Genomic DNA, 13,680 nt, shown 5'->3' with positions numbered 1-13,680 from the left:
CTGTTATTCGCCTAGGACGTCGCCATGGCCCGTCGATAAGGTTGAGATCAAGTGAGGGGAAGATAAATAATGCTTGCCTTAGAGTGTACTTTAAGATGTAAGATGAATATATTCCAATTCTTGGATGGAAAGGTGTGAATGAATAATGAAGCAAAGATCGTTAGGTAACAGCGGCTTAAAGGTATCAGCGCTCGGACTCGGTTGTATGGGCATGTCCGACTTTTACAGCGGTCGTGATGAAGAAGAGGCCATTCGGACCATACATAGAGCTATAGAAGTGGGAGTTACTTTTCTGGACACGGCTGATATGTATGGCGTCGGGAAAAACGAAGAGCTAATCGGCAGAGCGGTGAAAGGGCGGCGCAGCGAAGTCATTCTGGCAACGAAATTCGGCAATGTGCGAAGTGAAGATGGTAAATTTCTGGGGATTAACGGCAGTCCGGAATATGTAAAAGCAGCTTGTGACGCCAGCCTTCGGCGCCTTGGCATTGACTATATCGACCTGTACTATCAGCACAGGGTAGACCCAAATACGCCGATCGAAGAGACGGTCGGCGCTATGGCCGAACTGGTGAGTGAGGGCAAAGTCCGCTATATCGGGTTGTCAGAAGCCGCCGCTGCGACTATTCGGCGAGCGCACGCCGTACACCCGATCACGGCGCTGCAGACGGAGTATTCACTCTGGAGCCGCGATGTGGAGGATGAAATTTTGCCGGTTTGTCGCGAACTCGGTATTGGCTTTGTGCCATACAGTCCGCTCGGACGCGGATTTCTTACAGGTCAAATCCAAAAGTTTGAAGACTTGGCGGATGATGATTATCGACGGTTCTCACCCCGGTTTCAAGGTGATAATTTCATTAAAAATTTGGAACTCGTAAGACGAGTAAAAGAAATAGCCGCCGAGAAAGGTGTCATGCCGTCCCAATTAGCTTTATCTTGGCTGTTGGCACAAGGAGACGACATCGTACCCATTCCGGGAACCAAACGCAGGAAGTACCTGGAGGAAAATATCGGTGCGATCTCTGTCGAACTGACTCAAGAGGATTTGGTGCGAATTGACGAAACTGCTCCCAAAGGAGCGGCCTTCGGAACCCGATATCCGGATATGAGAAGCGTAAACTTGTAGCAGGGAATATCTGATAGGAAAGTGTTGATTGAAATAAACGAACGGTGAACGTTAGTTGAATAAAACTTAATGTTGAGCAGGCTGCTGCAGCCTGCTCATTTTATTAAGCTAACGGGCAGTTTAGTATATCAAACGATCTCCCAAATAAGTTCGTGGTAAACTATTCAAAGCAGGGTACTTGAGGGAGGATACAACTCACAATGAAAGAGTCTTTAGTTAAACAAGCAGCACGAATTGCAGGCAATTTTCTTCAGGAAGAAGTTAAAACCTCTTATCAGATCGAAGGAAAAGGCATCACAAATCAGGTATGCGTAGTTGAAACAGAGATCAATAAAGTGGTTGTCCGCATGAACGTAAAGGATGAATATCAAAGCTTTTTCAAAGAGAAATGGTGTATCGAGCAAGCAGCTGAAGTAGGCGTTTCTGGACCTAAGGTCATGTCCATTGGCATTGTTGATGAGACAGCATATATGATTCAAGGCTTTATTGAGGGAGTCAACGGGGGAGACAGTACTGTACAAAAGTCTATTATTTGGAGAAGACTGGGCGAATATGCCAAGCTTATTGATTCTATTCAAGTGAAGGGATACGGGGAAAATCTGATTGATCCTGTCCACGGAGAGTTTCAGTCACCACCTCATGCTGGATCAGACGGTACATGGCAAGGGTATGTACAGCATAATATAAATAGTTTGACTGAGCATGATCCCTTGATTGAACTTGGAGTAATCAATCAGGCGGAATCACAGAGAATAAAACAACGGTTTGAGGATATAAAGAGTGAACCGTTCCGTTTCGGGTTAATCCATGGTGATATCTCCTTAAAGAATACGATTATCAATCAGGAAAACCAAGTGATCTTGCTGGATTGGAATGCAAAAGTAAGCGTGGTATCACATGCAACTGTTGCTCAATTGATGCATTACCAAATCCTGGGGCTGGATGAAAGCCCAAATGCTGAAGAATTCGAAGCGTTTATAGATGGGTACGGAATAATTGGAGAAGACCTTTCTGGCATAAGGAATTATCTGTTATTACGGGCTTTTGATAACCTTAGGTGGTCTATTGATCAAAGGCCGGACCTAGTCAAACCCTATGCTGCATTCGCGAAACAAGTAGTAGATATTACGATGGATTAGCAGATTGTGCGGAACACGATAGCTTAATGAAGACATTTTAAGGCAGCCGACCCAAAAGCGGCTGCCTTATTCCTCATCTAACGGGTAGGATAGATCAGTAAAAGGATCGAAAAGTAAAACTATTCCATAATCTACGGGTTTATATATTTCGACTGTAGGCAAGGCATTAATTTATTTGGCATTATCGCCTGATGCTAACGGGCAGGTTAGTGTAATAAGGATAGTTTTGGTGTTTTGTTAAAATGTGGAACTTTGATCATTTGATAACGTCTAAATACATAAAACATGCAGGAGAAATTTGTTTATTGCAATTTGTATTTCATAAGAAGGTATGGTGGTGATTTTGGTGAGAAGGTTTTTTTTACTTATTTTACTTATGATTCTTATTACAGGTTGCTCATCGACTGAGGATAAAATTGACAAATTATTAGAGAAGACAGGTAAACCATTTGAGTTACTTTATCAAGAAGAAGTAGAAAATGGAATGATTGTCTTGTATAAAGACGAATCGGGATTTCGGCATGCTTACTTTTCTAATAAAACAAAATACTGGAATATAAGTGGAAATGCCGAGCTAAACCCAATAGATGGTTTTACTTGGGGAATGACAAATGACCCTAACATTCCAAAACTGACATTCGCAGGGTTGATTATCGATGACGAAATACAAAATGTGATCGTAAGACAAACGACAGTAAATCAACAAGCAAAAATGGTTTCAACAGATCAAGGACGATTTTGGTTTACCTATTTCGATAATTTGGAAGAAACCTCAGACCACCTAAAAATTGAGGCTTTAGCAGGTAATGGTGATATCGTATGGAAAGATGGGGTTTATGATGGAAAATACTATCATGGAAAAACTAAAAAATAAATGTCACATGTTGAATAACGGGAAACGTTAGTTGAATAAAACTTAATGTTGAGCAGGCTGCAGCAGCCTGCTCATGTCATTAAGCTAACGGGCAGCATAGTTTAACTTTAATTAGGTATGATCAGATTAATTGACTCTTTTTTGATACCACTTCGATGGTGGTCAAGTTCTGTTTATTGATAACAGCGCAGTGATTCAGGAACAAGCGGCTGTGAGGACTCGTTATACGAGAGCAACGAACTAAAGAGGTGTTAGAGTGGGAACAACATTTGATCACATGATGCAGGACTCGAATTACAAACGTGAATGCGGACGAGGAGGAGTCGACTAATGGGTGAGAAGATGCACGACGACGAAATAGAAATTGATGAGGCGCTCGTGCGCCGACTGCTTGTCGCCCAGTTTCCCCACTGGGCAGGGCTGTCACTGCGACGGATCGAGCCTGCTGGCACAGAGAACGCCGTCTTCAGGCTAGGCGACGAATTTTCTGTTCGGCTCTCGCGGCGGGAGGGGCCTTCGACACCAGATAGTCGCGAGTTTATTTGGCTGCCTAAGCTGGCGCCATTGGTTCCGCTTGAAATCCCCGTACCTATCGCTCAGGGACATCCGAATAGTGAATATCCGTGGTTTTGGGAGATCCATACTTGGGTTGAAGGCGAGACTGTACCGATAGAGGAGATTGATGCGATTCAGGCCGCGCGTGATCTTGCTGCGTTCGTTGCAACGCTGCAACAACTCGATCCATCGGGCGGGCCGCCGGGCCGCGGCATTCCTTTGGCTCAACTGGATGAGGAGTTCCGCTACTGGCTGGCGCGGTTCGATGGCGATCCCTCGGTGTCTACTGTGTGGGAATCGGCGCTTGCTGCGCCTACGTGGAAAGGCCCGCCGGTTTGGCATCACGGTGATCTTGACGCGCGTAACTGGCTCGTGCGAAATAAACGTATCACCGGTGTGATCGATTGGGCTACAATGGGCATTGGCGATCCTGCATGCGATGTCATGGTCGCTTGGAAGTTACACTCGCCGGCGGCCCGTGATGCGTTCCGTGAATATCTTCCGACGGACGACGCTACGTGGGCAAGAGCCAAAGGATGGGTCGTTTCTCAGGCAGTGGGAGTACTGGCTTACTACACGCCGGAAAACAATCCAGTTCTGTATCAGGAGGCGAGATCCTGGCTCGATCTAGTACTATCAGAGTAATACTTGATTAAGAAAAGAATCACTAACTTCTAACGCTCATTGAACTATCGGGAAACGTTAGTTCAATGAAGATATTTGAAGGCAGTCGCCCTAAAAGACGGCTGCTTTTTTCATTAAGCTACGGGCAGGATAGTTCAAGCATTTTTTGAAAGGATTTATGAATATTTCAGCGAAGTAAGATAAATAACATTTTTGTAAATAGGGAGGTCCGTAAATGTCTGACTTTTGGAAGCCAAAAGGATATTCAAGTGTCTCACCCTATTTAGTGGTGCCGAATGCACAGAGTGTAATTAATTTTTTGCAGGAAGCTTTCGGTGCAACCGAATTAAGACGTTTTTATAGACCTGATGGTTCTTTTATGCATGTCGAACTGCAAATTGAGGATACGGTTGTAATGCTTGGGGATGCCACAAATAATTGGTGCGCAACTATTGCTCAATTACATATTTATGTGCAGGATGTTATAAGAGTTCACCAGCTTGCAGTTCATGCTGGTGGCACATCAATCTTGGAACCAACTCGCAAAGAAGGAGATCCTGATCGACGTGCAGGGGTAAAGGATCCTGCTGGAAACACGTGGTGGATTGCAACACAAGAGGTTTAGCACTCAAGTTAGTTGTAACCTAAACATAAAAATCAATGAAACTTGTAACTCGTTACACTAACGGGAAACGATAGCTGAATAAAATATCAGGAAGAAGCTGCCGTGTTGATCGGCAGCTTCAATACGTTAATGGCCAGTTTAATAACCAACAGGAGGGAGCTGAGCCTTGAGTTCATGAATGTTAAGACCATGGAAGGCGTGAAAGCCTTTGAAGTGCAGCAATGGGATTGGGATCGGCACGGTTTGAGGAAGGGATTTGGAAAGTAAAGAAGAGGGCTTTCGCCCTCCGTTGAAGCTTCAAAATTCGAGAGAATGTTAGTCAGATGAGCTTGTTTTTTGACGCGAATAAATAGGCGCCGATACCCGAGCAATGGATAGTTTCAGGGAATCTACGTCTGGAGTCTGTGCACACACACATATATAAGCCTATGGGCTTTTTTGTGCTTGAAAATTAGTTGAAATCAACTAAGGGAACAAGTTCTTGTTATAAGAAGGTATTGCGTGGTTATTTATGTCAGAAGAAGTGGGGAGATCGGCAATGGGACCAAGTTCTTGTCCTACAAAAGTTATCATTTTTCTTAAATAATGTTAATTTTATGTCATTCATCGCTTCAATTGCTCTGATATAATGTTAAAAAATGAGCTGGTATAGTGATGTTGAGTGCGTTTTTTGCTTTCAGGATGTGGATCAGATAAGCCTACAATGGTTACGCGAGGTGCGAGCGAGCTTACCAGTAATCAAGGAACAATTCAACTGGAACAAAATACTGAGGCGAAACTGATAAAGGCATCGAAAATAAAGAAAAAGGCTCGCCCCATTTGTATGCGAAAACATAACTTTATAGTGGGAGTGTGAGATATGAAAAAAACATTATTGGCATGTATTTTGGTAATGTTGATGCTAGCATCGGCTTGTGGAAATGTATCAAATCCAAATACTTCTAGTGAGGCTAAGCCTGAGAAGGAAGAATCTATTATTACAAAAAACACATCCGAATCTTGTCTTGTTGAACGTATAAGTTTGGATAGCGAAACTGAAAAATATTTGTATGGAACTTGGAAAGTTGAGAAGCTTTTAGGATTTGCAAATTCATATAATGATGCTTCTGAATATCCAACAGGGCAAAAATTTATTGGAGATGAAATTATAATCAAAGAAGACTTCTTTTCATCAAAAGGACTTAAAAACTATACTAATTATCAATATGAACTAAAAAATCCATTATATGAGATTACAGCGACATGCTATAACCCTGACTCTTTTTATAGATTATATAAAATAGATATCCCAGACTTAAATATAAATGATGTAGTAAAAGCAATAGATATAAGTGAGCCTTCTACAAAAATTAGCATACCTGTAAGTGTAAGTTTTTTTGTTGTTAATAATGAGAGGCTTATCTTGTTATCAGAGGGAACTATTTTTGAACTTAAAAAAATGAATTAAGGTTATGTAATAAGTTCTGTGCTAATAGAACAGAAAGAACAGAAAATATCCAGGAAGGTCAGGTATCCTATAAGTAATTCGGAAAATGCATGTGAATATAATTTTTTTAACAAGAAAGGTCAGCCTCTAGGCTGACCTTTCTTGTTTATGTCGTTTAAACTAAAGTGTATATACTGGATATTTGTGAGTATACTTCATGCCTGTACAAAACAAAGTTGCTTCGTCATTTCTTCGTGGTTGTAAACTTCTATCATATGAAAATGCTTTGCTGACCATTTTTGAACAAGTATCGAGCATATCTTGTGTTAGTGGACCAATAAAAGTTGGATATATATGCGCATTGGCAAGCATAGTTTTTACATCATTGGTTGCTAGCACCCCAGAACCTGCATTAAAAGTGAGCGATACAAGTGCATCAAACTGAGATTGTGAAAATTTATGACCTGAAGGAAGTACCAAGTTATTTACTGCCGCTACAGCACTTGCCGTATCCTTAGTAAGGAAAGTATCTGCCTGAGACTGAGTAATGGGAGAAGTATAACTGAGTCCCAAAGATTTTGATAGAGCATCAGCTTCTGCTTGGGTCAAATTTGTATTTGGTGTATATACTTTAGACTTTGTTATCAGGTGTCCATATCCAACTGTTGGAAAACCTTTAGGATCAGCATAGAATTTTAAGTTAAGTCCCTCATGCCCTTTCAAAAAGGTTACTCCACTAGCGCTTAAAGATTGATTTCCCATAATAATCACTCCTAAAGTTATTTTTAGTAATGAGAGCAATATGGAGGAATCATAGACAGAGCACCATTCCCAAGTTTTCTGCAATGCCGTATTGCCTTCACATATAGATAAAGAGAAATGAATCTCTTTTTTTACAACTACTCTCCAAATTTTATATCAATTCACTGATATCAAAAGTTTGTATAACCTCAATCATTTTGACATAGAGTTCCTGTTTTAAATCATCTCGATGATCGGCGGGTACTTGTCGCAAGGAGGCTTTGATCTTTGGCAAAAAAGATTCTAGGATATGTAATGTTGCCTCCCTATCGTGGTGTTGCTGTGCTTGTATTAAAAATCCGGTCAACATAACATCACCGCTTTACATTTTTTTGTATTTCATTCTTCAAGCCATTAATAGCATCGCTTAGATCAGATATTTTTTTTTCGAAACGAATAAGTAGATATAAAGTAATGGCAATAGGAAAACCTAAATTAGCAATAAAAGTAGCAATGTCACCCTCCATCATATTTCATCCCCTTCCCGTATTAAGCTGCGCAATTTAGTTAGAGCTTTCAATCGGTGTTTCGAGACGTTTTGTTGAGATACTCCCAATATTCCGGCTATTTCCTTGTCATTTAGTGCTTGTACGTAAGCAAAAGATAAAATCTGTTGTTGTTGTGCTGAGAGGGATTCAAAAGCTTGATAAAGAGAGTGATCCGTAATGTGATCTTTTAAATTTGGTGGCACAGATTCTGAATCATGAACAGTAAGTAATGCAGATTCTAAGTTTTCATCGTTGTCTAAAGTCAGCTGGAATCGGCTGTCCTTTATTCGTCTCTTTTTATCATAATTGATAGAGTTATAGTGAATAAGATTGGCCATATACTTGATAAAACGACGATTTACCTCATCATCCTTATTCAATATAACCCCCCCTTTTTTTTATAAAGAGATTGCTCCTTCTTAATAAAGAGAAATGAAACGGTTTTTTTACAACCATTCCCAACAAAAAAAGGAACATGCGTTCTATATTTTATCATTAATAGTTCGTAATGGGGTCACATTTGTGTCATTAGACAAAACCAAACAGTACCATAGAGATGCGGTTTAGCATGTTGAACTTTGACTTCTTTGTTGATCGCCTTACAATATCCAGCGTAATATATTCTTACCTTATAATGCAGTCTGACAAGTTGGCGGGCTTTGTTTTAGTACGGAAAATTGCAGCAGATTGTGAACCGCCAAAGTTCTCAATCGCAGAGTTTTTCATATTAAAAAAGTACCGGAAGCGAGGAATTGGTAAAGAATCAGCGCTTAAAGTTATTTAGATGTTTAAAGGGATTTGGTTGGAGAAAAACATTCCTGCGAAGGCATTTTGGACGTAGGTTATAATAGAATACTCAAATGGTAATTGTTCAGAAACTATACAGGCAGGAAAACCAACGAGTTTATCACATAATATTGTTAAGCTAACGGGCTACGTTAGTTCAATAAAGACATTTGAAGTTAGCCGTCCCAAAACCGGCTGTTTTTTTCATGAAACTAACGGGCAGGATAGTTCAATCATCTGGAAAAGTTGTTATTCTGGAGCTAATCATTTGACGGAGGTTTAACAATTTGATTTTAGATCGATACGAAATTAGATTAGGGCCACTTGATTTAAGAGTTGTACTTCTACACCAAAAGGAAATTGGAGTAACTGTGAATGAAGAGATGGGGCGACTTCTACTCATTGATGCGAAAGATTCACCTGAGATGTTGTTATTATCAGCTCTTTTTAAACATTGTCATGACACTGATGACGTGCTTTACCTTCGCAGGGAAAGTCCTTCGAATTCCGACATATTTATTTTCAATGGTGCTGTCACTCCATTAAACCGAAAGCTTATTAAAGAAATAAAATGGGTGCTTAATCGCTCAAAGTCAGAGGAAATAATTGATTTGAATATTGAAAGCAGCGAAGATGAGGCTTTTTGGGGTAAATGGGAAAGTTGGAAGTATGAAAGGCAGTTAAGAATAAATGGGGATAAAGACCTTGTCCTTCTAAATATCTCAAAATTAGGACTTGAATTGTTGACTCACTCCTGTGCACACTTGGCATTTTCATATGCTGGTCATTCTCATTTTGATCGATACTCGACTTTAAATTCTCCTGAACTAATAATTCGTAATATTGCTCGAAATGATTAAGCTAACAGGAACCGATAGTCCAAAATAAGGGAGCAGCATGCCGTGGGCCGGCAGCTGTTCCTTTATTCATCATCATGTCCACACCATACAAAATGTTGTCTCGTTCGTTCAAAGAATGATGTCGTTTGGGCGTTTATCATATCAGATAACACGATCCAAATTCATGTTCTCGTTAGTAGATATTTACGACGTAAGAAAGGCGTGATGATAGCAATGAAAAAAATCTATGTGGTCAACAAAACTCATTTGGACATTGGTTTTACCGATTTGGCTGAAAATGTCTTGCACAAGTATTGCCATGAATACATTCAAAACGCAATCACTTTAGCTGAAGACTTAAGAAAAGAGGGCAAAGACTTTGTTTGGACAACAGGCAGCTTTCTTATTGAATATTACTTCAAAAACATGGATGAAGAAGCTTGTCAAAAGCTAGACGACGCCATAAAGAAAGGTTACATACGCTGGCACGCGATCCCATGTACGTTTCACTCTGAAGCGATGACACCTCAAACGTTACATTACATCATTTCCATCTCCAAGAAGTTAGATGCTCGTTATGGATACACAACAACAAGCGCAAAGATGACGGACGTCCCAGGACATACGATCGGGATTGTTGATGAGTTATATCGTCAAGGCATTAGATTCCTACACATTGGTGTAAATGGCTCGAGCTCCATTCCAGAGGTTCCGGATACATTTCTATGGAAGCATGGCGAAAGTGAGATCATTGTCTCTTATTCAGACGACTATGGCGGCGTCATCGGAGTGGATTGCATGGATAACAAGCTGGCGTTTATGCATACGCATGATAACAGTGGTCCAGGAACAAAAGAGAAAATTAACGCTTACTTGTCAAAAATGGCGAATGCGTATCCAGACTATGAGCTTGAAATGACTTCCATGGATCAGTTCGCCAATGAACTTTGGGAAGTACGTGACCAACTGCCAGTGATTACAGAGGAGATTGGGGACACATGGATTCACGGAACGATGTCTGATCCGAAAATCATTCGGGATTACCGGATTTTAACGAAATACATGTTGGATCACCAAATCGAAAATGATGATGCTAATTTCTATGCGATGTTAGTTCCAGAGCATACTTGGGGTATGGATATCAAACGCTATTTCAGTGACTATATGAATTATGAAAAGAAAGACTTCCAGCGAGCGCGCAGTTTAGACCAAATTACCGATGCTGATTTAACCTACGCTTATGGCATTGTTAAAGATGCAACGGTTGGCGAAATGAAATTCACTTATAATGAGTGGACGGATCGTTCGTACAAATTTTATGAGTCTTCCTGGAAAGAACAACGAAAGAACGTTGATCGTGCAATCGCTTGTTTGGAGCCTGAAGATCAAATTAACATTAAAAAACTAATCGAAGTTCCATATCATATTTTTGAAAACCAAGGGACTGAATGTGGTTTGGAAGAATTGATTTCGATAAACGGGTATCAAGTGATGTTTGCGAGCGATGGTTCTATCAACCACTTAGAAAAGGATGGAATCCTTTACTTTGATCAGGACAGCAAACTCGGGGTGCTGAGCTATACCATTGCCGGGCAAAATGACTATGATAACCTGCGTTACAACTATTTGCGTGAGCTGCAGCATAATTGGTGGGCCATTGACTTCTTAAAGCCAGGAATGGAAATCCAAAAACGCATTCAATGGAATGAACATTTCACACCACATGTTATTAAATTAGTTAAGGAAAATGATTCGATCATTGCCACTTTAAAGTATAGCCAAAGAGCTGTGGAGGAGTATGGTGCTCCAAGAGTGGTAAAGGTTAAATATCAATTTGGAGATAAAGTTGAAATTGCACTTTTATTGAAGGATAAAGATGCCATTCGTTATCCGGAAATTTATTCTTTTGATATGACACCACGTCTGAATTCGCCGTACTTAACGAAGATTCGTAAAATGGATACCGTGATTTCACCATTTGAAGTGGTAGGTCACGGAAATAAGCTGCAGCACATGATTGAAGAGTTAATGTACGATGGCAGCGATAAAAAAATCAACATTAAACCGATTGATGCCCCTCTCTTGGGAATCGGAACTAATAACAATCTAAGCTATAACAACAAATACCATCCAGACAACCATAAATTTACGTTTACACTATTGAACACCACATGGGGAACGAATTTCACGATGTGGTATGAAGAAGATATTTTCGCCCGGTTTGAGTTAGTGCTGGGATAAAAAGTCTAAAAGAAAAGAAGACAACAGGATCCTCCTGTATGTCTTCTTTTTGGTTTAGACGGAGACATCAGGCACCCAGGAACAGGTTCATGTCATCTTCCACATTGGTAATGCCGCCGATCCCGAAGTTGTCCACGAGGACCTTGGCCACGTTAGGCGACAGGAATGCAGGAAGCGTGGGGCCCAGATGGATATGTTTGACGCCAAGATACAGCAGGGCAAGCAGCACGATCACCGCTTTTTGCTCGTACCAGGCAATATTGTAGGAAATCGGCAGTTCGTTGATATCTTCAAGGCCGAATACTTCCTTCAGCTTCAAAGCAATGACGACCAAGGAGTAGGAATCATTGCACTGCCCGGCGTCCAGAACCCGCGGAATTCCGCCGATGTCGCCTAAGTCCAGCTTATTGTATTTGTATTTGGCACAGCCTGCAGTCAGGATGACCGTATCTTTGGGAAGTGCAGCCGCAAAATCGGTGTAATAATTCCGGGATTTCATCCGTCCATCGCAGCCGGCCATGACGAAGAACCGGCGGATCGCGCCGGATTTCACAGCATCGACGACTTGATCGGCCACGTTCATCACAGCCGCATGGGCGAAGCCGCCGATGATCTCGCCGGTTTCCAGCTCCGTTGGGGGCGGGCACTCTTTTGCCTGCTCGATCAGTACGGAGAAGTCCTTGGTAACGCCGTCCGCTGCCTCCGGGATATGGCGGACGCCAGGAAACCCGGTGTTGCCCGTCGTATAAATACGGTCCTTATAACTGTCCTTCGGCGGAATGATACAGTTGGTCGTCATCAGAATCGGCCCGTTAAAAGACGCAAATTCGCTGTTCTGCTTCCACCAGGCATTTCCGTAATTGCCTACAAAATGCTCATATTTCTTGAAAGCCGGATAATAGTGGGCAGGTAGCATTTCACTGTGCGTGTACACGTCCACGCCGGTTCCTTCCGTCTGCTTCAGCAGCTCTTCCAAATCCTTCAGGTCGTGGCCGCTGATGAGAATGCCGGGCCGGTTCCGAACCCCGATATTGACCTTCGTGATTTCCGGATGCCCGTACACGGATGTGTTTGCTTCGTCCAGCATCGCCATGGCGTTCACCCCGTATTTTCCGGTTTCCATCGTCAAAGCGACCAGATCCTGCACCTCAAGGCTGTCATCCAGCGTAGCCGCAAGCGCACGTCGCATGAACCGGTTTAATTCGATGTCATCTTGCTCCAGATGAAGCGCGTGATACGTATAAGCAGCCATTCCCTTCAAGCCGTACGTAATCAATTCGCGCAGCGAGCGGATGTCTTCGTTGAGGGTGAAGAGGACACCAACGGTACGTGCTTTTTCATCCAATGCGGATTCATGATCCGCTTCCCAGACGGCAGCATCAGGGAGATGAGCCGTTCCTTCCGGATATTGTTCGTTATAATAGGCACGTACTTCGCCGCGGAGCGCGATCGCTTCCCGGATTCTCCCCACAAAAACCTCGCGGTCAAAGTTGGCGTTCGTAATGGTTGCAAACAAGGAGTCCATGATAAACAGCGATACGCGCTGTTCCAGCACTTCCGGCAGCCGGACATCCAGACTGAGAAAAGAGATCCCTTTCAGCAGATAAATCAGCAAATCCTGCAGGTTCGCCACGTCATGCGGTTTGCCGCATACGCCGACAAGGGTGCAGCCGGTTCCTTTGGATGCTTCCTGGCATTGATAGCAGAACATGGACGGCTGATGATTCAAGGACGGCTCTGTCGCGTTACTATTCATGATTTCTCCCCCGTTTCGTGAGTGATTGGTGGCCTAAGGTCAACATACTTCCGCGTTGTCATTGGACTGTCAGAAACAGTATACTCCGCTGCGATCACCGAAAAAGTGATGAACATCACTAAGGGACAAACGAACAGGACATACGATCCGGAGGCGAAGAACAAACGGGTACCGCTCGGCGACTGGCCGAAATATACGGGCAATCAAGACCCTGCTTAAGGAAGAAAATAAAGAAATGCTCGGCGAATTTGAAAAAGAGGTGGAGCGGCGTGGGCTGATTTTGAAACGAGAGACCTTGATGATTTGTTCCCGTTCGTACGGAAAAAGTGTGACACCGAAACGAAGGAGAATGAAAGTGCAGACTTTGTGGGTTGTTTTTTAGCAGGGGGTTATTCATACT

15 protein-coding genes are annotated in these 13,680 nt (G+C 42.3%); 10 read left to right on the top strand and 5 right to left on the bottom strand.

Going from position 1 to position 13,680, the window contains the following annotated elements; translation table 11 throughout:
* The first annotated feature begins 145 nt into the window (after positions 1-145).
* The 7 genes from KI379_RS26220 to KI379_RS26190 all read left to right on the top strand — a co-directional run bounded on the left by KI379_RS26220 (position 146) and on the right by KI379_RS26190 (position 6,390).
* A complete protein-coding gene (locus KI379_RS26220) occupies positions 146-1,126 on the top strand; it encodes an aldo/keto reductase (RefSeq protein WP_212985435.1) in 981 nt (326 codons plus the stop codon).
* Between the two features lie 200 nt (positions 1,127-1,326).
* Complete coding sequence (locus tag KI379_RS26215; protein WP_212985434.1) at positions 1,327-2,265, top strand: phosphotransferase; 939 nt, start codon at positions 1,327-1,329, stop codon at positions 2,263-2,265.
* 337 nt (positions 2,266-2,602) lie between these two features.
* Positions 2,603-3,139, top strand: a complete 537-nt coding sequence (locus tag KI379_RS26210; protein ID WP_212985433.1) for a hypothetical protein — start codon at positions 2,603-2,605, stop codon at positions 3,137-3,139.
* 330 nt (positions 3,140-3,469) lie between these two features.
* A complete protein-coding gene (locus tag KI379_RS26205) occupies positions 3,470-4,339 on the top strand; it encodes an aminoglycoside phosphotransferase family protein (protein ID WP_163880795.1) in 870 nt (289 codons plus the stop codon).
* 214 nt (positions 4,340-4,553) lie between these two features.
* The gene (locus KI379_RS26200) at positions 4,554-4,943 is read left to right on the top strand and encodes a VOC family protein (protein ID WP_212985432.1); all 390 of its coding nucleotides are present in this window, start codon (positions 4,554-4,556) and stop codon (positions 4,941-4,943) included.
* Between the two features lie 102 nt (positions 4,944-5,045).
* Positions 5,046-5,210 (top strand): hypothetical protein, encoded by a 165-nt coding sequence (locus KI379_RS26195; protein ID WP_212985431.1) that lies wholly within the window; start codon positions 5,046-5,048, stop codon positions 5,208-5,210.
* Positions 5,211-5,802: 592 nt separating this feature from the next.
* A complete protein-coding gene (locus KI379_RS26190) occupies positions 5,803-6,390 on the top strand; it encodes a hypothetical protein (RefSeq protein WP_212985430.1) in 588 nt (195 codons plus the stop codon).
* Positions 6,391-6,549: 159 nt separating this feature from the next.
* On the opposite strand, the gene KI379_RS26185 is transcribed toward KI379_RS26190, so the two are convergent.
* From KI379_RS26185 to KI379_RS26170, 4 genes are all read right to left on the bottom strand, one after another.
* A complete protein-coding gene (locus KI379_RS26185; protein WP_212985429.1) occupies positions 6,550-7,131 on the bottom strand; it encodes a lysozyme in 582 nt (193 codons plus the stop codon).
* Between the two features lie 151 nt (positions 7,132-7,282).
* Complete coding sequence (locus tag KI379_RS34385; RefSeq protein WP_212985428.1) at positions 7,283-7,480, bottom strand: helix-turn-helix domain-containing protein; 198 nt, start codon at positions 7,478-7,480, stop codon at positions 7,283-7,285.
* 4 nt (positions 7,481-7,484) lie between these two features.
* Positions 7,485-7,640: a YvrJ family protein gene (locus KI379_RS26175; RefSeq protein WP_212985427.1), complete on the bottom strand. Its 156-nt coding sequence runs from the start codon at positions 7,638-7,640 to the stop codon at positions 7,485-7,487.
* Positions 7,637-8,038, bottom strand: a complete 402-nt coding sequence (locus KI379_RS26170) for a sigma-70 family RNA polymerase sigma factor (RefSeq protein ID WP_212985426.1) — start codon at positions 8,036-8,038, stop codon at positions 7,637-7,639. The genes KI379_RS26175 and KI379_RS26170 overlap by 4 nt, the downstream gene beginning before the upstream one ends.
* A gap of 176 nt (positions 8,039-8,214) precedes the next feature.
* Here KI379_RS26170 and KI379_RS34170 point away from each other — a divergent pair, with 176 nt between their 5' ends.
* The 3 genes from KI379_RS34170 to KI379_RS26155 all read left to right on the top strand — a co-directional run bounded on the left by KI379_RS34170 (position 8,215) and on the right by KI379_RS26155 (position 11,524).
* Entirely contained in the window at positions 8,215-8,442 is a 228-nt protein-coding gene (locus tag KI379_RS34170; RefSeq protein WP_306433706.1) for a GNAT family N-acetyltransferase, read from the top strand.
* Between the two features lie 289 nt (positions 8,443-8,731).
* Positions 8,732-9,304, top strand: coding sequence for a hypothetical protein (locus KI379_RS26160; RefSeq protein ID WP_212985425.1), 573 nt, complete (start codon positions 8,732-8,734; stop codon positions 9,302-9,304).
* A 213-nt stretch (positions 9,305-9,517) separates the two neighbouring features.
* Complete coding sequence (locus tag KI379_RS26155) at positions 9,518-11,524, top strand: DUF5054 domain-containing protein (RefSeq protein ID WP_212985424.1); 2,007 nt, start codon at positions 9,518-9,520, stop codon at positions 11,522-11,524.
* 67 nt (positions 11,525-11,591) lie between these two features.
* Here KI379_RS26155 and hcp read toward each other — a convergent pair whose 3' ends face one another.
* Positions 11,592-13,280, bottom strand: coding sequence for a hydroxylamine reductase (gene hcp, locus KI379_RS26150; RefSeq protein WP_212985423.1), 1,689 nt, complete (start codon positions 13,278-13,280; stop codon positions 11,592-11,594).
* Positions 13,281-13,680 lie beyond the last annotated feature (400 nt).

The sequence above is a fragment of the Paenibacillus cineris genome (assembly GCF_018333335.1).
Lineage (GTDB): Bacteria > Bacillota > Bacilli > Paenibacillales > Paenibacillaceae > Paenibacillus_AQ > Paenibacillus_AQ favisporus.
The sequence above is the reverse complement of the archived record's forward strand: the minus strand, read 5'-3'. Positions and strand labels throughout refer to the sequence as shown.

What these genes read in the sequence shown, in the direction of transcription:
- KI379_RS26220 (WP_212985435.1), top strand. Translation starts at nt 146, where the DNA reads ATGAAGCAAAGATCGTTAGGTAACAGCGGCTTAAAGGTATCAGCGCTC.
- KI379_RS26215 (WP_212985434.1), top strand. Translation starts at nt 1,327, where the DNA reads ATGAAAGAGTCTTTAGTTAAACAAGCAGCACGAATTGCAGGCAATTTT.
- KI379_RS26205 (WP_163880795.1), top strand. Translation starts at nt 3,470, where the DNA reads ATGGGTGAGAAGATGCACGACGACGAAATAGAAATTGATGAGGCGCTC.
- KI379_RS26200 (WP_212985432.1), top strand. Translation starts at nt 4,554, where the DNA reads ATGTCTGACTTTTGGAAGCCAAAAGGATATTCAAGTGTCTCACCCTAT.
- KI379_RS26190 (WP_212985430.1), top strand. Translation starts at nt 5,803, where the DNA reads ATGAAAAAAACATTATTGGCATGTATTTTGGTAATGTTGATGCTAGCA.
- KI379_RS26185 (WP_212985429.1), bottom strand. Translation starts at nt 7,131, where the DNA reads ATGGGAAATCAATCTTTAAGCGCTAGTGGAGTAACCTTTTTGAAAGGG.
- KI379_RS34385 (WP_212985428.1), bottom strand. Translation starts at nt 7,480, where the DNA reads ATGTTGACCGGATTTTTAATACAAGCACAGCAACACCACGATAGGGAG.
- KI379_RS26175 (WP_212985427.1), bottom strand. Translation starts at nt 7,640, where the DNA reads ATGATGGAGGGTGACATTGCTACTTTTATTGCTAATTTAGGTTTTCCT.
- KI379_RS34170 (WP_306433706.1), top strand. Translation starts at nt 8,215, where the DNA reads ATGCGGTTTAGCATGTTGAACTTTGACTTCTTTGTTGATCGCCTTACA.
- KI379_RS26155 (WP_212985424.1), top strand. Translation starts at nt 9,518, where the DNA reads ATGAAAAAAATCTATGTGGTCAACAAAACTCATTTGGACATTGGTTTT.
- hcp (WP_212985423.1), bottom strand. Translation starts at nt 13,280, where the DNA reads ATGAATAGTAACGCGACAGAGCCGTCCTTGAATCATCAGCCGTCCATG.